This is a genomic window from Alistipes shahii WAL 8301 (assembly GCF_025145845.1).
In the GTDB taxonomy this organism is placed as follows: domain Bacteria; phylum Bacteroidota; class Bacteroidia; order Bacteroidales; family Rikenellaceae; genus Alistipes; species Alistipes shahii.
In genome coordinates this window covers 1,312,428-1,335,962 of record NZ_CP102253.1, presented here as the reverse complement: position 1 = coordinate 1,335,962, position 23,535 = coordinate 1,312,428, and the positions used below count along the sequence as shown (strand labels likewise).

Here is a 23,535-nt window from a genome sequence, read left to right as displayed (position 1 = left end):
TTACTCGTTGTTTTCGTTAAGTTTCGGAATCTCGATGCCCTGCGGCCAGATGATGTCGTATTTGGCGACGCCGTCGTTGCCGTACATCGAATAGTCCTTTACGGTATTGCCAGACCCCTCGTTGAATTTCCAGTATCCGAGTAGCGTCGAATCGTTCTCCGGGTTTTCGATTTCATACATATTTTCCCAAATCTGTTCCAGCGTGCGGGCCACAGACCATACACGCGCCTCGGCGATCTTGCCGTTCAGAGGCCGATAGTCGTCGTAGGAGCGGCCGATGAAGAACTGATAGGCCTCGCTCAGGCCATCGTACCCCAGTTCTTCGTACTGGGCCTTGTCGCCCTCGGGAGCGGTGTTCCACAGGTCGTAGAGCGCCCGCATGGCCAAGTTGATGCAGTTCTTATCGTTCTGCGTCGTGATGCCCACGCCCGTGACTTCGCTCTGAATCTGCCCGTCGACGTAGATGCGGGCCGTGCGGGTATTCTGGTCGTAGGTGCAGGCCACATGGTACCAGCGCCCCGTTTCGAGATGCTTCATCGCGTCGCGTCCGGGAATCTTGCCGAAGCCCGAGCCACTGCCCGAACCGTCGAACTGCAACTGTTCGCGCTCGAAATTCGTGTCGCCGATACGCAGCAGCAGGTACTGCTCGACGCCCATGACGGACGAGATGTTGACGGGATTGCCTTCAGTATTGGTTTTCACGAATTCGTCGATGTAAATCAGGGCCTCGTAGGTCACAGCCCGCAGGCCGTTCCAATCCTTGCTGCTTTCGGAATACTTATCGAGGGTCGGGAACTCGATCCAGTTGTCCGTAAGTTGTGCCGCGACGGTGATGGCCGAGGAGCGTTTGACGACGTAGTAAGCCACGTCGGAGCCGTGCAACACATCGATCGATGCGCTACCGATGCGTACTGGAACCAGATAGGTTTCGTCGATTGGCAAAGCTCCGGTCTGCTCATCTCCTTCTCCGGTGAGTTCACGGAGGCGCAGCGTGACAGCATCGGAGGTCGTCTTCCCTGCCGGAATGGTCACAGTTTCGGACAGCAAAGAATAATATTTTGAATCGAGCATCGTCCACTCCGTACCGTAACGGGCATTGTACGTCCCGACGAGCGACGGGTCGACCGTGAGCGTCACCGCCACATCCTGTCCTGCCGGATATGTCAGTACCGCCTGCAACGCGCAATCGTAGGTAGCCCGGGTGTTGCTGAAGGTCGTGAGCTGTGCGTCGCTCGTCGAAGCGACGTCGAGGTATACGACATTGTCGAACTTGTGATTGTCATCGCCGTAGTTCTCGCAGGCCGTGAAAGCCACAAGCGAAACGAGAACCGCCATTAGTATCTTTTTCATGTTCATGACTGTCTTTATTTAGAGGGGTTCAACGTTTGTATCGCCTGCCGGATGGTTTGGTAGTTCATCTCGGAATGGTAGTAATCTTCGGCAATATTGTAAGCCGCAAGCCCCGCATAAGGCCCGAGTTCGACGACGCGGCGCGACATTTCGTCGACGGCGGCGTGCTCGGTGCGGTCTTCATCGAACAGCGCCGCATTGATTTCGGCGGTCAGCAGCAGCCGATTGGCCTCGATGCCGGCATAGTTAACAGCGTGCAGGGCATGGAGTCTCACATCCAAAACATTTTCGAGTTTCTCCGTATCGAGGATGACGTAATCCATCTTTGCACGGTCGGTGGCAGCGAGCGACAGGGGATTACCCTCGAAAACGAGGAGCTGACCGTCAGTTCTGGCCGTGGCAAGCCTATCAATAATGCGAGCCGTGGCATCCGCAGCCAACGGGTCGGTCGTGAACGAGTAGCCGTCCATGCCATTGGCAGCGACGGCAACGACGACCTTATCCAAGTAGGCGTCGAGCGCCGCCGCATCGGCGAATTCCTCCGCACGAGCGGCATAGTCGATCTGATAGAGCACCTTCGTGCCTTTCTCGTGCATGACGGACATGTCCTCGGCGTCGAATTTCGAGAAGTTGTCGGCGTTGGTCAGCGTCACGATGTCCAGCGAATCCGGAAGGCAGCGCATGAAGTCCTGCTCTCCGGTCGCTTTCTCGGGAGAATTGTGCATGCGGGCATAGACGATGAAATGCTCCGACTGCTTGTAGGCCCTCAATGTCGCGGTGTACTCGGCCCATAGGGCAGGATCTTGCTCCCAAGGCTTTTTGACCGTACTGTCGAGTGCCTCCGTTTCCGTCCAGTCGCTGCACGAGACGAGCGACAGCATCGAAAACAGCGCCAGCAGCGTGAATATAAAGTTCTGTTTCATAGCTGTTAGTTGTTATAAGATTTGCAATCCCACCATACACGGGTTCCCATGACGTCGCCCGTGCGGTTGCCGTTCTGCTGCTCGCCATCGAGCGTCTGGATGGCCAACTGAAGGTTGGCGTTGTTCTGCTGGTACTCCTCGACGGGGTAAGGCAGGCGTCGTGCACCCTGCGCTACGTCCACCGTGCCGCCCGACTTGTCGGTGGGCACGGGCAGCAGTTTCGGATAGCCCGTGCGGCGGTGCTCCGACCACGCCTCGACGCCCAGCGGGAAGATGGCGATCCATTTCTGCACGATGATGCGTTCAAGGTTGCGTTCGAAGTTCTCGGCTCCGTCGACCCACGGAATCCCGATGTCGCTCTGGGCCATCGCGCTGTAGTTGCCGACAGGATCGGTGTAGGGCGCGGGCTTGACGTCAGTCTGGGCCAGATAGGCGTCGGCGCCGCTGGCACCGCGCTCCTCGAACGAAAGCCTTACGGCTGCTTCGTAGAGTGACCGTGCCGTTTCTTCCGAGCCCCAGCGCAATTCATATTCCGCACGCAGGAACGTTGCCTCGGCGGCATTGAACCATAGGTAGGGCGTATCGCTCGCAACGATCATATTCGAATACTTCGACACGGCCTGCGACTTGCTCGTCACATCGATGCCGATACGGATACCCACATAGTCGCCGACATCGTTCGCAAGGAACATCTTCTCCATACGCGGGTCTTTGTAGCCGTTCATGTAGCAGAGGATGTCGGCTCCGACACGGTGGTCGCCCCAGTCGTTGTAGATGAGCGTCGTGCGGTTCTCCGCGGCGTGCATCGCCGCATTGTCGGCATTAGCCTCGATAACACCCCCGGCAATAGCCTCGGCGGCCTTCGCACGGGCGACGTCGGACTTCACATACGACAAACGCATGGCCATGCGCAACTTGAGCGAATTGGCATATTTGAGCCACTGCGCGATATTGCCGTAGTAGACGCCGTCGTAGCGGCTCCACGCTTCGGCCGGGAGCGTCGTGTTGCGGCCCAGTATCTCGATAGCCTCGTCCAGCTCCTCGAACATCTTCGTATAGACCGCCTCCTGCGAATCGTACTCCACATAGACAGACTCGTTGCTCTCCAGCTTCGAATAGGGAATCGGACCGTAGGAGTCCGTCACACGGTGCATGATGGCCACTCGCAACAGGCGGGCGAAAGCGATGGCCACTTCGTCTTCCGTGCCGTTGACGATGCCCTTATAGGGGGTATAGGTCTCGGTGATGACGTTGGCGAAAGGCCATTTGCGCCAGTCGGCCGAGGGATTATAGGTCTCGAACTTGGTCTGCCATGTATCGACCGTAGCACCGATGTAACCGCCGAACGGCCCGCCCGAAAGCGATTCGTTGAACTGGTACATGTGCTCCTGCACGGGAATCACAAGACTCTGCAGCGACTTGAATTTCGTGCCGGTCTTGTAATTGAGGGCATCCATCTGTTCTTCCGTAACCTGATTGGGATTGCGGTTGATGTCCTCGAAATCACCGGTGCAGGCAGCCAATCCGAGCAGCGCGACCGACAGCAACACCGACTGCCAGCTCATATTGATCTTTCTCATAGTTTCTGCGCTTTAGAATTGGAATTTGACATTGAAACCGAGACTGCGCATCGAAGGCATCATGAAATAGTCGATGCCCTGATAGTTCAGTCCCGTCGAGGCGACGGCTTCGGGGTCGAACGGCGCCTTGCAGTAGATCATCCACAGGTTACGCCCTACGAACGAGACGGTCATGCGCATCTTGTCGCGGAACCATTTTGTCGGCAGGGTGTAACCCAGCGAAAGCTCTTGCAAACGGACGTTCGTCGCCGAATAGAGATAATATTGCGGCAGACCGGACTGCGAGCCGATGGCTTGGTACCACTTCTGCGCATCAACCATCTCACGGCCGTTAATCAGCACGCCGCCGGCATCACGTGCAGCGGCCGAAGCCTCCGAAACGCCGTACAGATCCAAATTGGCCTGCGTCGCGGAGTAGCAGACACCGCCCAGACGGGCTGTGAACAGCACGCCGAGATTGATGCCCTTCCAACTGAAATCGTTACGCCATGCGAGATTGGCATCCGGGAACACCGAACCTAAATAGATATCCTCACCCTCATCGGTAACCTGTAAGTTACCGGCATTGTCCACTTCGACATAGCCGTTTTCATTATACCGCAGATTGGACGTCGTATAAAGGTCTCCCAACGTACCGCCTTCTTTAAGAATATATTTCGCCTTGCCTAATCCCTTGATGTCGAGCTTGGTGAGATTCAGAGATTCGCCCGTCACGGGGTTTACGGCATTAGCCGCAAGTTCGCGGATTTCGTTCTTGTTCCACGAATAAGTGAAGTTCGTCGTCCAGCGAAAGTCACGCCATTGGTTATCGTACCCGAGCGAGAGTTCGACACCCGTATTGCGGACATGGCCGGTTTGCAGGTAGATGGTCGTATAGGACGACGAGGGCGGCAGCGACGGGTCGAAGGTCTGATTTTTCGTATCGGCCCGGTACCACGAAGCCGAAAGATTGATGTGTTGCCACAGACGGGCATCCAGACCCACCTCGTAGGTGATGGTGCGCTCGGGTTTCAGGTCGCCGATGGGATAGTGCGTCTTGTCTTTCCACACCTTGTTCGTGGCGTCGTATTCGTAGGTCGGAACCGTCAGGTGACGCGGGAACGGCATACCTACCGAGGCGATCGAACCGCGGATCTTCAGATAGCTGATCGCATCCGGCATGTTGAATGTCGCCGTCGGAACCCACGAAAGGCCCACCGACGGGTAGAAGAACGACGACTCGGGCGAATTGGCCAGTTGCGAAGCCCAGTCGTTACGCCCCGTCACCGTGAGGTAAAGCATCTGTTTCCAACCTACTTCGACCGAGGCGAAAATCGACTGCGTCTGGTCGTGCCAGCCGACCTTTTCGGCACGTTTTTTCGTGTCATCCAGATCGAAAACATTGAATATGTTGGGAAGTCCGTTCTCCTGAATCGGCCCACGGTATGACAACTCATCGGTCTTGATATTGTTGATCGAGGCGCCGATATTCGCGTTCAGAGACCAATCCTCGCCGAAAGTCTTGTTAATGTTTACCATCAGATCGGCGTAGGTCTGCGTGTCGTAAGCACGGGCTTCGGTATAGTGGCCGTTTTTGCCGCCTTCCGTAATCGTGGTGTTCGACGAGGCATAGAGTTTTTGCGTGTAGAGCGAATTCGAATTATCAATGCGGACACGTCCGGCAACATTAAGCCACGGAAGAATGTCGTAGCTGGCCGAGAACGACAGCATATAACGCTTCTTGTCCGTATTGCGCAGGTTGCGGTAGTTGATCCAGTAGGGATTCTGCATGCGCAAATCACCGCCTTCCATATCCGCACTCCAGAATTGCTCCATGAGTTTCGTCCCTTCGTTGTAACGCTCGAAGCGACGGTAAAGGTCGAAATTCTCACCCCGCGGGAACAGGTAGGCCGGAACCAGCGGGTTCGAATAGACTCCCTGATTGGTCATGTTCTGGTCTTTCTGATAGATGTAGCTGGCGCTCGCATCGAGCTTGAGCCGGTCTTTCAGAAAGTACGAAGTGTTGCGGAACGTGAAATTGTAACGGTCGTACTCGTTGTTGGGGATGATTCCGTCCGAGTTGACCGAAGCTGCCGAAAAATAGGTCTGGTTCTTATCCGTACCGCCCGAAACCGTAACGGCGTTGGTATAGACATGCCCCGTCTCGAAATAGTCGTTCGGCGTATAACCGTAGCGGGCCGCCGGGAGCAGCTTCTCGCCCCAGCTGTAAATCCCCGAGCCGCTGCGGGTGCCGTTCAGGCCCGTGCCGTAGCGATTCTGGAACTCGGGCAGCACGAAAGGATTCAGGAATTCCGTATTGCTCGAAAGCGTAACCTTCAGCGCTCCAGCCTGCCCCTTCTTCGTCGTAATCATCACGGCTCCGTTCGCGGCTTCCGAACCGTAGAGAGCCGCAGCTGCGGCGCCCGTCAGCACCGACATCGACTCAATATCCTCGGGGTTGAGGTCTGCGATGGATTCCGTAGCACCGCGCGAATCGAACTCCGTACCGCCACCACCACCGAAGTTGTACATCGGAATGCCGTCGATAACGTAAAGGGCGTTCGAAGACTGCGAAATGGACTTGTTGCCGCGCAGTACGACCTTCGAGGCACCGCCGACACCTGACGATGAGGCGTTGATCGTGACACCGGCCACTTTACCCGTCAACGAGTTGATGAAGTTGGCATCCTTGACGGTTGTGATGTCTTCGGCCTTGATCTGCTGAACATTGTAGGCTACGGCCTTTTCCGAACGCTTAATACCAAGAGCAGTGACCACGACTTGTTCGATCTCGGCGGACGACTCCTGAAGCGTAAGGTCGAAAGCAGTACGGTTACCCACATCGACCACCAGAGTCTCATAGCCCAAATAGCTGACTTCCAATTGCCGGGAGGCAGCGGGGGGGGGTATCTGAAGCGAGAAAGAGCCATCGGAACCGCTGCTGATGCCGATTGAGGTGCCCCGGATAACAATGGTCGCTCCGACGATCGGGGAGCCATTGATATCGCGGATAGTTCCGGAAATGTCAACAGGGAGCTTTGCCTGTTTTTTTGAGAGAATGATGTTGGAACTACTGATCTGATAGGTGATGTCCGTCCCTTTGACCATTTGGTCGAGGGCTGCTTGCAAGGATTGGTTCGTCACATTTACCGTAACGAGCCTGTTAACATCTACATCATCATTGATTCCGAAAAGAAATTTTGTCTGTCTTTCAATCTCATTCATTACCTGCTTCATACGCACGTTTTCCATCTTGATGGAAACCTTCTGCGTCTGTGCCTGCACCCCAGTAACAGGGATACAGACGAGCGTAAGAACTAAAAGAAAAGACAGGCAGATTTGCTGAATAATCTTTTTATTCATACATTTGTCAAGTTTGGTTCAATGGTTGGGAATTGGTTAATATTCCTGATTGAACTATACGCCGGTGAGTGTTCGCCCACTCATCGGTTTTTCATATCAGGAAGCAAATGTTCAGAGTTGATAGTTCGTGGTTTACATCATAGGCATCTAAAGAATTTGAGATAAGTTAATAATTGGATGGACTATTTAATGATGATTACATCGGTAACAGCATCGTGTTCAAAGGTGAAATCCGAGGCGAGTTGTAGCATATGCAAAGCGTGGTCTATACCGTCCGAAACACGGATTTTCAAACTTTTGTATTTTACGACGGGCATGGTTTCGCGCCGAATCTCTATCTTCACGTTATAACTACGCTCCAACTTGCTCATCAGCTGCTCAAACGGCATTCCGTACACTGAAATAATACCATCCATCCACAGATAATCGTCTTTATCTTCAAGTTCTTGGATTTGAAACCCTCCATCTCGAAGATTGACGATATCGTTGGGCTGCAGAATGACGGATTCTCCGTTTTTTTTATTCGTCACGGCAACCCGGCCGCTAAACAGAGCTGTTGAAAAACGATTCTCCGCTTGGTTGGCGATTACATCGAAATGCGTACCCAATACTTCTACATCACAGGCAAAAGTTTCCACGATGAACGGGCATTCAGAGTTATGGGCGACATTGAATATGGCCTCTCCACTCAACTGGACACGCCGCTCCCCTTTTGGGAAAATCGCAGGATAAACGATGCGGCTCTGCGCATTAAGTTCCACGATGGAGCCATCCCCCAACGTTAGGCGAATATGCTGCCCTGCCGGAACCTCGACAGTCGTTTGCTGTTGTAACCACCGGTTCATGCGTTGACTCAAAAGCACATGGTCGACAGCAATTCCGAGCAGTAAAATGGCGGCAGCAACTCCGGCATAACGCAGCACTTTCGGCCATCCGAAACGTAGGAAAGAGCGTGAATTATTTATACCCGCCTCCGGATTAGGTGCACACATTATGCCCAATACATACAAATTATATGCTTTATCGAGAACTTTCTGATTCTTTTCCGGATCTTCGTTCAGCCAAGCCGAAATCATATCGGTTTCTTCCAAAGTCGTTTGCTCTGCGAAGAAACGGAATAACATTGCATCTGTAACCTTTTTTTCCATTCTGTCATAATATCGCATCTATTTATATAGTTCCACAACTCAATAAGATTCCCTCCTCTAAAATGCGTTTTTTTGCAAATAATTTTTTTTATTAAATTAACCTGTTGCAGGTCAATTATATGGGTAAATATTTTTTTTGCATTATAATCTTTTTAATTTTTTCTTATCTTTGTTCTTGGAATGAAACCGGATACTATCATACTGACCCAGCAGTCGTTCGACAAGTTATTTCGCCTATACCAGCGAAAACTATATGCTGTGGCATATAGCCTTGTACATGATGCAAATACGGCAGAAGATATTGTCCATGACAGTTTCATGACAATTTGGGAGAACCGGGAAACTGTACAGTTTACGAGCATAGAGGCCTATCTTTTCGGTGTCGTAAAAAAACGCTGTCTGAAATATCGTCGGGATAGATATACGGGGAAAGCCGTGTATGAGAAAATCCTGATGAAGGAGCGCGGAGTGATGGATTTTTATACCCGCACGATCGAAAGTTGCAATCCGAACGAATTATTCCAGCGGGAAATCATCGAGATATGCCGCAAACAACTGGAACAAATGCCGGAATTGACCAAACAGGTATTCATAGCTCATAAACTGGAGGGAAAAAGTTACAAAGAGATTGCTGACATGCTATGCATCAACCTCAAAAAAGTAGATAGGGAATTACAACAGGCGGCAATGAAATTACGCTTGTCTTTGAAGGATTATTTGCTCTTATTGCTATTGATAGTATATTCTGAAATATAATCGGCTGATCTGTTCTTGGGTCAAATTTTTCTCGTTTCTAATTTTAAGAAAAAATCAAAAAAAGAGCTTTAGGAGAGGGAATCTTATTGAGTTGTGGAACTATATATTAGATGGCATTGTTTTGTCGGATCTAATATATAGTATACAAAATGAATCAACTTACTCAAAACTCCCGACAATCGCTTTCTCCTCTCCGTTGGGTTCCGAGTTTGTACTTTGCGATGGGCCTTCCGTTTGTGGTTCTGAACATGGTCTCTGCGGTTCTGTTCAAGGATCTGGGGATCTCGGACGCACAAATCGCGTTCTGGACATCGCTTATCATGTGGCCGTGGACGATCAAATTCCTGTGGAGCCCCTTCTTGGAAATTTTCCGTACCAAAAAATTCTTCGTCGTCACGACGCAGCTCCTAAGCGGCATATTGTTCGGCCTTGCTGCTCTGTCGCTTCACCTACCGTCGTTCTTCGCCGTTACGATCGCCGTCTTTGCCGTCGTTGCGTTCAGCGGCGCCACGCACGACATCGCGGCCGACGGCGTCTACATGTCGGAACTCACGACGCAGGATCAGGCGAAGTATATCGGCTGGCAGGGTGCGTTCTACAACCTTGCGAAACTGGTCGCCACGGGCGGCCTGGTGTGGTTCGCAGGTTTTCTCTACGAAGGCTTCAGCGCCGTGGGTGCAGCAACATTCGACGCCTACGTACGTTCGTGGACGGTGGTGCTTGCCATTCTTTGCGGCCTGCTCGTCCTGCTGGGCGTCTACCATGTCCGGGCGCTTCCCGCCGGGGGCGGCGCTGCCGAACGGCATTCGCTGCGGGATGGCCTTTCGGGCCTGAAAGAGGTCGTCGGGGCCTTCTTCCAGAAAAAGCATATCTGGTACTACCTCGGATTCATCATCCTCTATCGTCTGGGCGAGGGCTTCGTGATGAAGATCGTGCCGTTGTTCCTCAAAGCCGATACGGCTTCGGGCGGTCTGGGCCTCACGAACCAGCAGATCGGCCTTTACTACGGGACATTCGGTGCCGGGGCTTTTCTTTTGGGTTCGCTGCTGGCGGGCTACTATATCGCACACCGGGGCCTGCGACGCACTCTTTTCATATTATGCTGTATCTTTAATATCCCGTTCGCGGTCTATGCGCTGCTGGCATGGCTGCAGCCTCAGTCGATGTGGATCGTGGGCGGGGGCATCGTGCTGGAATACTTCGGCTACGGGTTCGGATTCGTGGGCCTTACGCTGTTTATGATGCAGCAGGTTGCCCCGGGGCGTCACCAGATGGCGCACTACGCCTTCGCTTCGGGTATCATGAACCTTTCGGTGATGCTCACGGGCGCCGTTTCGGGTTACCTGAGCGATGCCTTGGGTTACGGCATGTTCTTCCTCGCAGTTATGTTGGCCACGGTTCCGGCATTTCTGGTGACGTGGTTCGTACCCTTTACCTATGACGACAAACCAAATGACAAATAATTATGAATAACCTGAAAATCGTAGGCCCGGCCATGCCGGATATGCCGTGGGAGGATCGTCCCGCAGGCTCCAAAGAAGTGATGTGGCGCTATTCGGCCAATCCGATCATCCCGCGCGACGCGCTTTCGACGTCGAACAGCATTTTCAACTCGGCGGTCATTCCCTTCAAGAAAGGCAAGTATAACTATGCGGGCGTTTTCCGCTGCGACGACACCAACCGCCGCATGCGCATCCACGCCGCTTTCTCGGTGGACGGCATCAAGTGGGATATCTGCGAGGAGGATTTCAAACTCGTGGGCGCCGATCCCGAAATCGCCGAGTGGGTTTACGGCTACGACCCGCGTGTTGCGAAGATCGACGACAAATATTACGTCACGTGGTGCAACGGCTACCACGGCCCGACGATCGGCATCGCATGGACGGACGATTTTGAGACGTTCCACCAGCTGGAAAACGCCTTCATCCCCTTCAACCGCAACGGGGTTCTGTTCCCCCGCAAGATCAACGGCCGTTTCGCCATGCTGTCGCGTCCGAGCGACAACGGGCATACGGCTTTCGGGGACATCTTCTATTCGGAGAGTCCCGACATGGAGTTCTGGGGCCGCCACCGGCATGTGATGTCTCCGGCGGCTTTCGAGGTGTCGGCATGGCAGTGCATGAAGATCGGTGCGGGTCCCGTGCCCATCGAGACGAGCGAGGGCTGGCTGCTGCTCTACCACGGCGTGCTTCGCTCGTGCAACGGTTATGTCTATGCGTTCGGTTCGGCGCTGCTCGACCTCGACCAGCCGTGGAAGACGATCGCCCGCAGCGGCCCGTACCTGATATCGCCGCGCGAGATTTACGAACTGACGGGCGACGTTCCGAACGTGACGTTCCCGTGCGCTGCGCTGCACGACCCCGCGACGGGACGCGTGGCCGTCTATTACGGATGCGCCGACACCGTCACGGGCCTTGCGTTCGGCTATATCCCTGAAATTATCGACTTCACGAAGAAAAACAACATCCTATGAGAAGCCTTGCGCTGCTTGCGGTTCTGACGCTGTGTCTGGGAGCACGGGCACAAGAGCCTGCGGAGTGTGTGGATCCGTTCATCGGGACTACGAACTTCGGGACCGCGAACCCCGGTGCGGTCACGCCGCACGGGATGATGTCGGTGGTTCCGTTCAACGTCATGGGGTCGGAGGAGAACGTCTACGACAAGGACGCCCGCTGGTGGTCCACGCCCTACGAATACCACAACAAATTCTTCACGGGCTTCGCGCACGGCGCCTTGAGCGGCGTGGGGTGCCCCGAGCTGGGCGCGCTGCTGACGATGGCCACGACGGGCCCTCTGATGGTGGATTACCGGGAGTACGGCACGTCGTACCGGGACGAAAAGGCCTCCCCGGGCTATTACTCGGTCTTTCTGGACAAGTACGGCGTCCTTGCCGAAGCCACGGCCACGGCGCGTAGCTCGGCCGAGAGGTACACCTTTCCGGAAGGCACAGGGCATATTCTGTTAAATCTGGGCGAGGGGCTTACGAACGAGAGCGGCGCGATGGTTCGCCGGGTGAGCGCCACGGAGATCGAGGGTACGAAGTTGCTGGGGACGTTCTGCTACAATGCGCAGAAGGTTTTCCCGGTGTACTTCGTGCTTCGCGTTTCGAAGACGCCGAGTGCCGGCGGCTATTGGAAGAAGCAACGGAAGATGACGGGCGTGGAGGCGGAGTGGACGCCGGACAACGGGAGGTATAAACTCTATACGGAGTACGGGCGCGAGCTTTCGGGCGACGACGTGGGCTACTGGTTCTCCTTCGACGGCCTTGCGGCGGGCGAGCAGGTGGAGGTGCGCATGGGCATTTCGTATGTCTCTACGGAGAACGCGCGCAAAAACCTCGATGCCGAGCAGCCCGCGGACGCGCCGTTCGACGCCATCCGGGAACAGGCCCGCAAGGGCTGGAACGAGGCTCTGGGCAGAATCCGGGTCGAGGGCGGCGCCGAGCAGCAGCAGAGGGTGTTCTACACGGCGTTGTACCATGCGCTGCTGCACCCGAACCTCGTGAGCGACGTGAACGGCGAATACCCGCTGATGGAACGTTCGGGCGAGACGGGCGTGACGGATGGCGAACGTTATACGGTCTTCTCGCTGTGGGACACCTGCCGCAACCTGCACCAGCTGCTGACGCTTGTCTACCCGGATCGTCAGCGGGAGATGCTGCGCTCGATGACGGGGATGTACGAGGAGTGGGGTTGGCTTCCGAAATGGGAGCTTTACGGCCGCGAGACCTTCACGATGGAGGGAGACCCTGCGATCCCGGTGATCGTCGACAGCTGGATGAAGGGCCTTCGGGATTTCGATGTCGCCAAGGCCTACGAGGCGATGCGCAAGTCGGCCACGACGCCCGGTGCGCAGAACCGCATGCGGCCCGACATCGACCCCTATATCGAGAAAGGCTATATCCCGCTGGGGTTCTACGCCAAGGACCTTGCGGGCGACACCTCCGTCTCGCACGCGCTGGAGTACTACATGGCCGACGCTGCGCTGTCGCTGCTGGCCGACTCGCTCGGACACGGGGACGACGCGCGTCTGTTCCGCGCCCGCTCGTTGGGCTATAAGCGTTATTACAGCCCGGAAAGCGGGACTTTGCGTCCGCTCCATCCCGACGGAACTTTTTTAAGCCCCTTCGACCCGAAGGCGGGCGAGAACTTCACGGCGGCCCCGGGCTTCCAAGGTGGAAAAAACGGTTAAAGTGACCCCTAAAAAACGGAGGAAGATGACCCCCAAAAGTTGAAGCGTAAAAAGAGTTCAAAGTTGTTGTCCGGATTAGGGTCTAAAAGGATATGATTTTGCCCGGGTTAAACAACTTTTTTTTGTAGGTCTTTCGTCCCGATTTTATGCGAGAACCCCACTTAGTTCTCGCCCATAAAACGGTCGGGATTGTGTCGACCAACACTGCAAATATAACTATTTGTTCTAAAAGAACAAAAGAGTAGTTTTGCAGCTGCAGGCGTCTATCCATAGGCATTTTCAGATTTAGATTTTCTTTTCCTTATCGACTCGCCGAACAGTTCAACGCGCAGCGAGTGGTGTACGATGCGGTCGAGTACGGCGTCGGCGATGGTTTTCTCGCCGATCACGTCGTACCAGTCCTTTACGGGGATCTGCGAGGTTATCATGGTCGAGCGCCTTTGATGCCGGTCTTCGATGATGTCCATCAGTATGCCGCGCGATTGGGCGTCGAGCGGCTGCATGCAGAAGTCGTCCAGGATCATCAGGTCTACGCGTTCGATACGCTTCAGGTCGGCCAGTATCGTGCCTTTGGCCTTGGATATTTTGAGCTGGCTCATTAGTTTGGCCGTGCTTGCATACATTACTCGGAAACCGTCCTGGCAGGCCTTATAGCCGAGCGCGGTGGCCAGATAACTCTTGCCCGTTCCTGTCGGTCCGGTAATGATAAGGTCTTTGTGGTCGCGCACGAACTCCATAGCGGCAAGCCGCTCGACCTGATTACGGTCGAGACCCCGCTCGAAGGTATAGTCGACATCATCCAGGGTGGCGTTGTAACGGAACTGGGCGGCTCTGACAGCCCGTTCAACAGCTCGGTTCTTGCGGTTGTCCCATTCACTGTGAACCAGGTGCGATACGAACTGGTCCTGGGTCATCTTCTCTTTGATAGTGTTCTCCAGCGAGGTCTTAAAAGCGTCGTGCATACCAAAGAGGCGCATCTGGCGCAGTTTCTCTAATGTCTGATTGTTCATAGTTTTATGGATTAAGTATTTATTTATAGTACTCTTTGCCTCTGATGTTCTCGTGTTCAGGCATATCGGCAGGCTCCTCCGGAAGGTCTATCGCCTCGGATTTATTCTGAAGTATATCCTGTATCTCCCGGAAACTGTACTTGCCGTAACTGTCGGCCAGTCGGCAGGCCGCTGCCAGACGGTCGGGCCCCACTTTACGGGCGAAGTTCAGGATGCCCGAACATATCTTGTTGGCCTGATCCTGATAGCGGGTCTTCTCCAGTATCCTGCGGATATAATGCTCCACGTCTTCATGTATGGCGGCAGCCTGCTGGAGGAACCGCTCCGGCGACCACTCCATCACCGCGCGATGCTTTGGACAAAGGTGTTCGGTAACGGTAGTGTAGCGGTAGTTATGGCGGTCGCGGGTATGATGGGCTATGATGTCGTAGTTGTAGCGGATCTCCACGTCGGCCACCGTATAGGACAACTGTACTTTCTTGCCGATGTAGGTGTGTGGAACGCTGTAGTAGTGGATGTCTTCGTGTAGGCGCGCATAACCGTATTTATCGACCGTAGTGACGATATGCTTCTTCATCTGGTAACGGATCGGGTTCAGAGGCCCGAGAGCTTCCTGTTCTACATCCTCGAAGTAATCCCGACGGGAGTAGTTGCGCCGCGGACGGTTCTGGTTGTTATGTTTCTCAAGAGCCGCACGGATAGCTATGTTAAGTGACCGCAGATCGGGACAGTGTAACGGCTCGATGACAGTAAAGATATCCTTGTAGGTAAGCTTAACCGCATTCTCGACATGGGCCTTATCCTTGGGACTGCGGGCCCGGGTAGGATATACCGTCACGCCATAGTGTTCGCCGAACCGCTCGAACTCCGTGTTCAGAATCGCTTCATAACGGCTGGCTTTCGTAACCGCGCTCTTCAGGTTATCCGGAACGATAGCTTTGGGTACGCCGCCATAATAATAAAAGGCGTTCTCGCAGGCCGAGATAAAGTCTTCCTTGCGCTGACTCTCGACAGCTTCCACATAGGTCAGCAGACTGCATCCCAGGATCGCCACGAACACCTCCACTTCGCGGGGTTGTTCACCCGGAGGGTAGATCCACAGCTTGCTGCCCGTATAGTCCACGAACAACTTATCCCCTGCCTTATGCTCCATACGCATCGACGGGTTGCTGATGCGTTCGTAGCGACGCAAGGCGACACGGAACTGCGTCAGACTGTAACCGTCCGGATGGGCTGCGCGATAACGCTCCCATTGCTTGTGGCTGGTCATACCCTTACGCCCCATCTCTTTGCTGGCAGAAGGAAGAAAAGCCTCAAGGGCGTCTATACGGGGATTGGACTCCACCGGAGTCTCCTCGATGCAGAACAGAGCGTAAAGCTCGGCATCGCTCTTGGAAAGGAACTCCTTATAGGTAAGGCTGAGGGTGTTCCACTTGTTGACATACTTTTTTACCGTGTTGCGCGAAGTGCGGGCCATCTCGGCGATAGCCCTTAAACCAACGCGATCGGTGTACAATCGAATGATCGTGCGTAATTTATTCATTTTCAAAGGTCTGTTAGGCATAGTCTCTGGATTTTGGTTTGCTTTTGATAGTCAAGCTAACAAAATCCAACTCCTTTTAAACCTCTGAACAACTACTTTTTACTCAAATTACTGACTGGGGCAGCTTGCTCCGTTTTAGATGGATCACTTTCGACCGTTTTAAGGTGGTCAATTTAAGCCGTTTTTACCGGGTCAATTTCATCCGTCCCTACTGGGTCAATTTTACCGTGTTTTCCATTTCATCTTCGAAATGGATTTTGATTGGACATACGGCCGGCAGATCCCCGCTATGAAAGTGAGAAGCCGGCTTCGGGGCAAAAAATTCAGCGGCAGGGGCAGCCCGCAGTCGGTCTTTTTCGCGCGATACGACCCGAAGGGTGGAGATCGCGCGAAAAAGCCGAAAAGGGCGTAAGACCCTGACGCTATCTTGCCCCGCAGACGGCGATCACAAAGGAATTCTGATTATTACTCGTGCTGTCTCAAAACAAAAAAGCTGTTTGTGCCAGTACAAACAGCTTTAGCGCTTTCTCGATTATCGGACAACCACGCGAGGCGCTTTGCGTATGGCATTCTGCAAATTGCGCTGATTGAGTTTCAAAGACAATGCAAGCAAATCGTAGGCATTGTAGAGGAATTGTTTCCGATAAATTTTAGGACGGATTAGACGTTGGTGCCGGCACACGATAAGCGTTTCTGCCGATATACCGAGGATTTCACAAGCCGCACGAGCCGAAAGGTACATCGGATATTTACTTTGGCTGCATAGATATTCGAACAGCATCACGCTTTTGCTCAGCATGAAATTGGTTTTAATCAGGCTCTCCAACCGTTCGGGTGTGACCAGTACATAGATTTGGTCTTTTTTCGGAATGTTCATGGACGATAGTTTTTATAGGTTTGTGTCTTTCAATGTTTCGAGTTTTCCCTGCTTACGCATCTTGCGGATGAACTCTTGGACCTCGGAGAGCAGGTACATCCTGCGATGCCCGAAAGTGAAGCCCACCAGACGCCCTTGTTCTCTGTAACGTCGCACCTGACGTTCGCTTTGGCGGAGCATTTGGCAAACCTCCGAAAACTCCAGCATAGGGTCGCCCTCCAACACGCTGCGATGTTCTTTCAGGGAGCGGATCTCTTCCAGAATTTCCATGACGATGGCCAGAATACGCGAAATGCTGTCTGCGGATTGATTTTCCATAATTATTATGAATTGGTTTCTTCCGCAAAATTGGGATAATCCTTCGAGACGATCATCTATGTTTGAAGCAGTTATATTATTTTGATATACAATTAATTGTAATTAAAACGAATACTTGCCGGAGATTTTGTCATTGATTGTTGTAATAGCCTGGTCGATCATACTTTCGGTTACTTTTGCATAGATTTGGGTCGTCGTAATGCTCTTATGTCCCAGCATTTTACTCAAAGCGATCAACGGCACGCCGTTCATCAGCGAGATGGTCGTCGCGAACGTATGCCGGCTTACGTGGAAAATACCTACCATTTGAGAATTTGGAAGAATATAGAGAATAAACCGATAACGTGTTGTGAATTAGTCGATTTTCTATATTCTGCGAGTATGATAGGAAAGCAGTTCAACACGGAATATTGAATCCTTTCGGTTACCAAACCGTTATCCGTTGGTTTCCCTAGTGTGGTGAGGTAACGGAAAAAGGAAAGGTTTTTCTGACATGGGTTCTATCTCACTGTTCCACAACGTTTTGCTTATCAAAGAACGTTTTAACAACGGGTAATTTTGCCCATAAAATTAAAGCGTATGAAAATAGAAAAATTCAAGGTGTTGCTCTACCTCAAAAAGAGCAGGTTGGACAAGTCGGGCAAAGCGCCCATTATGGGACGTATCACCGTCAATCGTTCGATGGTGCAATTCAGTTGCAAAATCTCCTGCACATCCGACCTGTGGAATCCTCGTGAAAGCCGTCTGAAAGGTAAGAGCCATGAAGCCGTGGAGACCAATGCGAAGCTGGACAAGCTGATGCTCTCCATCCATACGGCATTCGATACCTTGGTGGAACGTAAGGTCGATTTTGATGCAGAAGGCGTCAAGAATCTGTTTCAAGGAAGTCTCGGAACACAGATGACCCTGTTGGAGATGACGGACATTGTCTGCGAGGATTTGAGGAAGCGCATCGGGATAGACCGTGCAAAGGGAACTTATCCTGCCTATATCTATACCCGGAGAACCTTGGCAGAGTTCATCGAAAAGGAGTTTCGCACCAAAGATGTTGCTTTCGGTCAGATGACGGAGCAGTTTATCCACGATTACCAGAGTTTCATCTTGGACGAGAAAGGACTTGCCATAGATACCTGCCGGCACTATCTGGCTATCGTCAAGAAAGTATGCCGAAAAGCCTATAAGGAGGGACATGCCGACAGATGCTTCTTCGCCCACTTCAGTCTTCCCCAACCAAAGGAAAAAACGCCGAAAGCCCTAAGCCGAGAATCCGTCGAGAAAATCCGTGACTTAGTAATCCCCGAACATCGCGCCTCCCATATCTTGGCAAGAGATCTCTTTCTCTTTGCCTGCTATACGGGAACAGCCTACGCCGATGCCGTTTCCGTTACACGTGACAATCTGTTCACGGATGAGAATGGCGGGCTGTGGCTTAAATATCGCCGCAAGAAAAACGAGCTTCGTGCCTGTGTCAAGCTGCTGCCCGAAGCCCTTGCCTTGATAGAGAAATACAGGGATGACGACCGTCAGACTCTCTTCCCGATGTTGCACTATCCCAATATGCGCCGCCTCATGAAATGTCTGGCTATCCTTGCCGACATCAAGGAAGACCTGACCTACCATGCCGGCAGGCACTCGTTTGCATCGCTGATTACCTTGGAAGCCGGCGTTCCTATCGAGACCATCTGCAAGATGCTGGGGCATTCCAACCTGCAAACTACTCAGGTCTATGCGAAGGTTACGCCCAAGAAGCTTTTCGAGGATATGGACAAATACATCGAAGCGACAAAGGATTTGAAACTCATATTATAAACACCCCATAGATAACAAACGAATTATGCGTAGCACATTTTCTTTACTACTCTATATCAATCGCAACAAGGTACGTGTGGATGGTACAACTTCCGTACTTTGCCGAATCTCCATCGACGGGAAAAGCACGACGATAACCACGGGTATTACTTGCAATCCCAAACAATGGAATGCAAAAAAAGCAGAGACCGCGGACGTGCGGACGAACAACCGCCTGAAAGAGTTTCGAAAGTATGCGGAGCGGCTCTATGATGAAATGCTCAAAGAGCAGGGTGTGGTCAGTGCCGAACTATTGAAAAACAGGATAGCAGGTCAGGCGGTCATTCCTACCCATCTGCTCCAAATGGGAGAAAGGGAACGGGAACGCCTTGCCGTCCGTTCCAAGGAAATCGACTCCACTTCGACCTACAGGAGTTCTCGGTATTACCAGAGCTATATCCGTGAGTTCTTGGACTCGAAAGGCAAGGCGGACATTGCCTTTTCGGACATCACCGAGGAATTCGGACGGGAATATAAGGTCTACCTGAAGCGGTACAAGAACTTCGGGGCATCGCAGACCAACCATTGCCTTTGTTGGCTGAACAGACTGATATATCTTGCCGTAGACCATGAGATTATCCGTGCCAATCCTTTGGAAGAGTTGGAGTATGAGAAGAAACCGTCCTCCAAACGAATGCACATCAGCAAAGCGGAACTCAAACAACTGCTAGAACTGAAACTGCCCGCCAATGACCCATTGAAGGAATTGGCTCGCAGGGCTTTTATCTTCTCCTGTTTTACGGGACTTGCCTATGTCGATACCCAACTGCTGTATCCACACCATATCGGGCGGACTGCCGACGATAGAAGATACATTCGCATCAACCGTAAGAAGACGAAAGTGGAGTCATTTATCCCTCTGCATCCGATAGCGGAGCAGATACTTGATTTGTACAATACGACCGATGACACGCAGCCGGTCTTCCCTTTGCCAAGCAGAGACATGATGTGGTTTGAGATACACGAACTGGGCGTCATTATCGGACGCAAAGAGAATCTGTCCTACCATCAAGCCCGGCACAGTTTCGGATCGTTCTTGATTTCCGAGGGGATTTGTACGGAGAGCATTGCCAAGATGATGGGACACGCCTCCATCACCAGCACGCAGACCTATGCGAAGATTGCAGAGAAGAAGATTGCAGAGGATATGGATAAGTTAATCGAAAGAAGAAAAAACAATGAATATTGAATTACTATGAAAAGAGAATTCATAACCATTGAGGAGAATGGGAACGTACACGTTCCTACGACTTCCATTTGGATGTCGGCTTGCGAAATAGCCGATTTATTCGGCGTATTCTCCGGCAAAGTAAACAGCCACATCAAGTCTATCTTCAAAGAAGGATTACTCAGAGAAGATGAGGTGATGCAAACGCTATTGTTTAAGGGTGGTGCAGTGGATTTATATAATATTGAAATGATAACGATGCTGTCATTTCGTTTTGCTTCTCCACAAGCCAAAAGTTTCCGTAAATGGATAATCAGAAGACTGACCGAAAAGAAGAGAACAAGTCCTCCGCTACTTGTGTGTTATGGCAAAGGTGGATGGTACAGTTGAATATGGATACTGTCCTAAAAAAGTGTGTAAGCCCCATAGCTCTTAACTTTGTGGTAACAAGAAAAACAAACTAAGAACAATGGAGCTTACAACATCACAAAAGTCGGCATTTATTTCGGAAATGCTATCATCGGAGTCAGGTATTAACGAACTTATTCGTATATTATTGAACACCTTCTCCAAGCAAGAACGTTCTCTTTTTGTCCAAGAGCATAAAGGAGAACAGTGCAATGGTTTCCGTCCCCGTCGATGGCGGGGCTATGGATGTAGCTTTGAGCTTCGCATTCCACGTACTCGTTCAGGGAGTTTCGAGCCCCTAATTTTGGGCATTCTTTCGCATCAAGAAAGCGAACGCGCCCTTCTCCTCCATGAACTTTATACGCGAGGACTTTCGTGCGAAGATATTGGCGCCGTGTGCGAACGCCTCTATGGTCATCACTATAGTAAACAGCAAGTTAGCTTCCTGTCCAACACGAGTAAGGCAGAGATCTACAAGTGGTTAGAACGCCAATTGTCTCCTCACTATTTGGCAGTGTACATTGATGCAACGTTTGCCTTTACTCGGCGAGAGGATAGTGTCTCTAAGGAGGCTTACTACACGATGCTCGGTCTACTTCCTGATGGTAGTCGCGAGGTGCTTTGTGTGGTGAATCATCCCACAGAGGGAGCGTTGAATTGGGAGATGGAGTTGAAAGCACTCAAAACTCGGGGCGTGGAACGGATAGATCTGATTATCTCAGATGCCTTACAGGGTATTGAACGCGCTATTTGCTCGGCTTTCCCTCAGTCAGCTCATCAGTTATGTGTTGTCCATTTCAAACGACAAGCCCTTAATGTTGTGTCTAAAAGGGATAAAGCTCAGATGACACAGGAGTTGGATGAGTTATTCCCTATTCGAGATATAGGACTTACTCCCATCAAGGCATTTGAGAAATTGTGTACATTTGCAGAGCGTTGGGGTAAGAGTTACAGGAGTTTCCTCTCTCTGTCTTCCCCTCGCAATATAGGCTACTTCACCTATCTGAGATTCCCAGAAGAAGTTCGTCGTATGATTTACTCCACGACCTGGGTGGAGCGCCTCAATCGCAGCTATAAGCGTACGTTACGTATGCGCGGAGCTTTACCCTCGGCTGGTGCCGTCGTATTCCTTTTAGGATCTGTTGCCCGAGAGATGACAGAAAGGACTTATGCTAGGAGGTTGCCCTACTTCCAAGAGCGGAGTATCAAATAAATGGATAATAACAAGAAAACCACAAAGTTTTTACCACAGGGGCATGCCCCTGTGGTAAAAAAGCAACAACTACGCTTACACACTTTTTCGGACACTACCTGAATATGAGAACAGGCAGTAAGATAAATGCGTCTTACTACCTGTTCTTTTTTAGCGATCTTACTGCATCGACAGCAGTTTGCAATACATTCCGCCTTTAGCTTCGAGTTCGGCGTGCATACCCTTCTCCATAAGCTGTCCCTTGTCCATCACGATAATCTGGTGGGCATTGCGGATGGTCTGCAAATGGTGGGCAATGACCAAGACCGTGCGCTTTCGGATAAGCACAGACATTGCTTGCTGTATTTTGTACTCATTGACGGGATCGACATTGCTCGTTATCTCGTCTAAAAGGAGGATCGGAGCATCTTTGAGGAAGGCGCGAGCGATGGAGAGGCGTTGCTTCTGTCCACCCGAGAGTCCCAAACCGTTCTCCCCAATTTTCGTTTCGTAACCATCGGGCAGACTGACGATGAAGTCGTGTATCATCGCCCGACGTGCGGCTTCCTCGATTTCCCCCTGTGTGGCATTGCGGTTGCCCACCTTGATATTGTTGGCAATGGTGTCGGAAAAGAGAATGACGTTCTGCATTACCACACTGATTTTGCCGAGTAGATAATCGTAGTCCATTTCCCGTATGTCCACTCCGCCGATACGGATACAGCCTGCCTGCGGTTCCCAGAAGCGGAGCAGCAGATTGGTGATGGTGGTTTTCCCCGACCCTGACGAGCCGACAAGAGCCGTTACCGTCCGTTCGGGTACGTTGAACGTGAGGTCTTTCATCTCGAACCCCTCTTTTTCATAGTGGAAACCGACACCATCAAACGAGAGGTCGAAGCGTTCCGCCGTTTTCGGTTGGTCGGGATCAACGATCACGGGAGCATCCAACAGACGGGAAATGCGTTCGTAGCTGTCCTTTACCTTGATGTAGTTCAGCCAATGGCTCTCCATATTGACAAAGGGCTTGTAGAACTCCTTCGATACGATGACGAACATCAGGTAAGCGAAAAGGGAAAGTTCGCCACGCCAAGTCCACCAAAGACCAAGCGTTGCCATCAGTGCAAAAGCCAATTCTATCAGAAAGGTGTATCTACCCACACTCACAGCTGCCAAACGAGAAGCATTCTTACTGCTTTCTCCAAATTCACTAACAGAGTGGTCGAGTCTGTCACGAAACATTCCTTTTCCTCCGAAGACTTTCAGCATAGGTATGCCCTTGACGTATTCAACGAAGAGACTGACCATATCCGCCAGACCGTCCTGCGCCTCCTGCTGTGCTTTCATTCCCGAACGGATGCCCCGATACAAGGAGAAGAGGGCAATAGGAAGGATGGCAATCATCGCCAACCCCATGTGCCAGTCCACCCAGAACAGCCCGATGCCGAGTATCAGCGCCACGATGAAATCAGCGGACATCCGTGTCCAAAGGTGCCCCACCACCATTTCCATATTGTCCACGTCTTTGTGAATGACAGTACTTATCTCGCCCAGCCGTTCATTGGTGTAGAAGCCAAGCGAGAACATTTTCAGTTTCAAGATGATCTTCTCACGGATGCGCTCCACGAGATCGAAGCCGGCAAAGTGCTTGCTCATATCGGCTACGGCATTGGATATGGTTTTCAAAATCAGCAGACCAACGAGTATCCACGCTGCCGAAATGAGCGAAACGCTTTCGCCCGATATATGGCGGTCGATAAGGAACAGGACAGTAAGCATTATTGCCGTTCCGCAAAGGGCATAAACCACGAAAAACAGTGCGGAGATTATCAGATGCCGCACTCCGCGAACGGTCAATTCATTCAATATATTGCGTATCATTGT

Annotated in this window: 18 protein-coding genes and 1 pseudogene; 8 read left to right on the top strand and 11 right to left on the bottom strand. The window is 52.0% G+C overall.

The genetic code is table 11. The features are described from left to right. The 5 genes from NQ492_RS05740 to NQ492_RS05720 all read right to left on the bottom strand — a co-directional run bounded on the left by NQ492_RS05740 (nucleotide 1) and on the right by NQ492_RS05720 (nucleotide 8,343). The gene (locus NQ492_RS05740) at nucleotides 1–1,356 is read right to left on the bottom strand and encodes a DUF1735 and LamG domain-containing protein (protein WP_009597311.1); all 1,356 of its coding nucleotides are present in this window, start codon (nucleotides 1,354–1,356) and stop codon (nucleotides 1–3) included. An 8-nt stretch (nucleotides 1,357–1,364) separates the two neighbouring features. Continuing rightward, the gene (locus NQ492_RS05735; protein ID WP_009597308.1) at nucleotides 1,365–2,273 is read right to left on the bottom strand and encodes a glycoside hydrolase family 18; all 909 of its coding nucleotides are present in this window, start codon (nucleotides 2,271–2,273) and stop codon (nucleotides 1,365–1,367) included. 5 nt (nucleotides 2,274–2,278) lie between these two features. Further along, entirely contained in the window at nucleotides 2,279–3,853 is a 1,575-nt protein-coding gene (locus NQ492_RS05730; RefSeq protein WP_087401857.1) for a SusD/RagB family nutrient-binding outer membrane lipoprotein, read from the bottom strand. A gap of 12 nt (nucleotides 3,854–3,865) precedes the next feature. Then, the gene (locus NQ492_RS05725) at nucleotides 3,866–7,195 is read right to left on the bottom strand and encodes a TonB-dependent receptor (RefSeq protein WP_217729879.1); all 3,330 of its coding nucleotides are present in this window, start codon (nucleotides 7,193–7,195) and stop codon (nucleotides 3,866–3,868) included. A 182-nt stretch (nucleotides 7,196–7,377) separates the two neighbouring features. Next, the gene (locus NQ492_RS05720) at nucleotides 7,378–8,343 is read right to left on the bottom strand and encodes a FecR family protein (protein ID WP_009597307.1); all 966 of its coding nucleotides are present in this window, start codon (nucleotides 8,341–8,343) and stop codon (nucleotides 7,378–7,380) included. Between the two features lie 180 nt (nucleotides 8,344–8,523). Here NQ492_RS05720 and NQ492_RS05715 point away from each other — a divergent pair, with 180 nt between their 5' ends. The 4 genes and pseudogenes from NQ492_RS05715 to NQ492_RS05700 all read left to right on the top strand — a co-directional run. Then, nucleotides 8,524–9,099 (top strand): RNA polymerase sigma-70 factor, encoded by a 576-nt coding sequence (locus NQ492_RS05715; protein ID WP_009597316.1) that lies wholly within the window; start codon nucleotides 8,524–8,526, stop codon nucleotides 9,097–9,099. 221 nt (nucleotides 9,100–9,320) lie between these two features. After that, entirely contained in the window at nucleotides 9,321–10,562 is a 1,242-nt protein-coding gene (locus tag NQ492_RS05710; RefSeq protein WP_015547178.1) for an MFS transporter, read from the top strand. 2 nt (nucleotides 10,563–10,564) lie between these two features. Beyond that, complete coding sequence (locus NQ492_RS05705; protein ID WP_015547179.1) at nucleotides 10,565–11,572, top strand: glycoside hydrolase family 130 protein; 1,008 nt, start codon at nucleotides 10,565–10,567, stop codon at nucleotides 11,570–11,572. Continuing rightward, a pseudogene (locus NQ492_RS05700) lies at nucleotides 11,569–13,284 on the top strand (GH92 family glycosyl hydrolase); the annotation flags it as partial. The gene NQ492_RS05705 and the pseudogene NQ492_RS05700, both read left to right, overlap by 4 nt. Before the next feature lie 269 nt (nucleotides 13,285–13,553). On the opposite strand, the gene istB reads toward NQ492_RS05700, so the two are convergent. The 5 genes from istB to NQ492_RS05675 all read right to left on the bottom strand — a co-directional run bounded on the left by istB (nucleotide 13,554) and on the right by NQ492_RS05675 (nucleotide 17,344). Beyond that, a complete protein-coding gene (gene istB, locus NQ492_RS05695; RefSeq protein WP_015546380.1) occupies nucleotides 13,554–14,300 on the bottom strand; it encodes an IS21-like element helper ATPase IstB in 747 nt (248 codons plus the stop codon). A 19-nt stretch (nucleotides 14,301–14,319) separates the two neighbouring features. Continuing rightward, the gene (istA, locus tag NQ492_RS05690; protein ID WP_229032450.1) at nucleotides 14,320–15,843 is read right to left on the bottom strand and encodes an IS21 family transposase; all 1,524 of its coding nucleotides are present in this window, start codon (nucleotides 15,841–15,843) and stop codon (nucleotides 14,320–14,322) included. A gap of 532 nt (nucleotides 15,844–16,375) precedes the next feature. Then, complete coding sequence (locus tag NQ492_RS05685; protein WP_015546383.1) at nucleotides 16,376–16,720, bottom strand: hypothetical protein; 345 nt, start codon at nucleotides 16,718–16,720, stop codon at nucleotides 16,376–16,378. A 12-nt stretch (nucleotides 16,721–16,732) separates the two neighbouring features. Beyond that, nucleotides 16,733–17,038 (bottom strand): helix-turn-helix domain-containing protein, encoded by a 306-nt coding sequence (locus tag NQ492_RS05680; RefSeq protein WP_015546384.1) that lies wholly within the window; start codon nucleotides 17,036–17,038, stop codon nucleotides 16,733–16,735. 102 nt (nucleotides 17,039–17,140) lie between these two features. Then, nucleotides 17,141–17,344 (bottom strand): tyrosine-type recombinase/integrase, encoded by a 204-nt coding sequence (locus tag NQ492_RS05675; RefSeq protein ID WP_015546385.1) that lies wholly within the window; start codon nucleotides 17,342–17,344, stop codon nucleotides 17,141–17,143. 273 nt (nucleotides 17,345–17,617) lie between these two features. Between NQ492_RS05675 and NQ492_RS05670 the strand changes: the two genes are divergently transcribed. The 4 genes from NQ492_RS05670 to NQ492_RS05655 all read left to right on the top strand — a co-directional run bounded on the left by NQ492_RS05670 (nucleotide 17,618) and on the right by NQ492_RS05655 (nucleotide 21,675). After that, nucleotides 17,618–18,847 (top strand): site-specific integrase, encoded by a 1,230-nt coding sequence (locus NQ492_RS05670; protein ID WP_015546386.1) that lies wholly within the window; start codon nucleotides 17,618–17,620, stop codon nucleotides 18,845–18,847. A 25-nt stretch (nucleotides 18,848–18,872) separates the two neighbouring features. Beyond that, complete coding sequence (locus NQ492_RS05665; RefSeq protein ID WP_015546387.1) at nucleotides 18,873–20,075, top strand: site-specific integrase; 1,203 nt, start codon at nucleotides 18,873–18,875, stop codon at nucleotides 20,073–20,075. A gap of 6 nt (nucleotides 20,076–20,081) precedes the next feature. Further along, nucleotides 20,082–20,444 (top strand): hypothetical protein, encoded by a 363-nt coding sequence (locus NQ492_RS05660; RefSeq protein ID WP_006951737.1) that lies wholly within the window; start codon nucleotides 20,082–20,084, stop codon nucleotides 20,442–20,444. Between the two features lie 79 nt (nucleotides 20,445–20,523). Then, nucleotides 20,524–21,675 (top strand): IS256 family transposase, encoded by a 1,152-nt coding sequence (locus NQ492_RS05655; protein ID WP_006951739.1) that lies wholly within the window; start codon nucleotides 20,524–20,526, stop codon nucleotides 21,673–21,675. A 159-nt stretch (nucleotides 21,676–21,834) separates the two neighbouring features. Here the strand turns inward: NQ492_RS05655 and NQ492_RS05650 are convergent, their stop codons facing one another. Then, nucleotides 21,835–23,532, bottom strand: a complete 1,698-nt coding sequence (locus tag NQ492_RS05650; protein ID WP_004370832.1) for an ABC transporter ATP-binding protein — start codon at nucleotides 23,530–23,532, stop codon at nucleotides 21,835–21,837. Nucleotides 23,533–23,535: the final 3 nt, after the last annotated feature.

Bases quoted from the DNA above. Each gene is read 5' to 3' on its own strand.
- NQ492_RS05740 (WP_009597311.1), bottom strand. From the start codon at position 1,356: ATGAACATGAAAAAGATACTAATGGCGGTTCTCGTTTCGCTTGTGGCT.
- NQ492_RS05735 (WP_009597308.1), bottom strand. From the start codon at position 2,273: ATGAAACAGAACTTTATATTCACGCTGCTGGCGCTGTTTTCGATGCTG.
- NQ492_RS05730 (WP_087401857.1), bottom strand. From the start codon at position 3,853: ATGAGAAAGATCAATATGAGCTGGCAGTCGGTGTTGCTGTCGGTCGCG.
- NQ492_RS05725 (WP_217729879.1), bottom strand. From the start codon at position 7,195: ATGAATAAAAAGATTATTCAGCAAATCTGCCTGTCTTTTCTTTTAGTT.
- NQ492_RS05720 (WP_009597307.1), bottom strand. From the start codon at position 8,343: ATGGAAAAAAAGGTTACAGATGCAATGTTATTCCGTTTCTTCGCAGAG.
- NQ492_RS05715 (WP_009597316.1), top strand. From the start codon at position 8,524: ATGAAACCGGATACTATCATACTGACCCAGCAGTCGTTCGACAAGTTA.
- NQ492_RS05710 (WP_015547178.1), top strand. From the start codon at position 9,321: ATGGGCCTTCCGTTTGTGGTTCTGAACATGGTCTCTGCGGTTCTGTTC.
- NQ492_RS05705 (WP_015547179.1), top strand. From the start codon at position 10,565: ATGAATAACCTGAAAATCGTAGGCCCGGCCATGCCGGATATGCCGTGG.
- istB (WP_015546380.1), bottom strand. From the start codon at position 14,300: ATGAACAATCAGACATTAGAGAAACTGCGCCAGATGCGCCTCTTTGGT.
- istA (WP_229032450.1), bottom strand. From the start codon at position 15,843: ATGAATAAATTACGCACGATCATTCGATTGTACACCGATCGCGTTGGT.
- NQ492_RS05685 (WP_015546383.1), bottom strand. From the start codon at position 16,720: ATGAACATTCCGAAAAAAGACCAAATCTATGTACTGGTCACACCCGAA.
- NQ492_RS05680 (WP_015546384.1), bottom strand. From the start codon at position 17,038: ATGGAAAATCAATCCGCAGACAGCATTTCGCGTATTCTGGCCATCGTC.
- NQ492_RS05675 (WP_015546385.1), bottom strand. From the start codon at position 17,344: ATGGTAGGTATTTTCCACGTAAGCCGGCATACGTTCGCGACGACCATC.
- NQ492_RS05670 (WP_015546386.1), top strand. From the start codon at position 17,618: ATGAAAATAGAAAAATTCAAGGTGTTGCTCTACCTCAAAAAGAGCAGG.
- NQ492_RS05665 (WP_015546387.1), top strand. From the start codon at position 18,873: ATGCGTAGCACATTTTCTTTACTACTCTATATCAATCGCAACAAGGTA.
- NQ492_RS05660 (WP_006951737.1), top strand. From the start codon at position 20,082: ATGAAAAGAGAATTCATAACCATTGAGGAGAATGGGAACGTACACGTT.
- NQ492_RS05655 (WP_006951739.1), top strand. From the start codon at position 20,524: ATGGAGCTTACAACATCACAAAAGTCGGCATTTATTTCGGAAATGCTA.
- NQ492_RS05650 (WP_004370832.1), bottom strand. From the start codon at position 23,532: ATGATACGCAATATATTGAATGAATTGACCGTTCGCGGAGTGCGGCAT.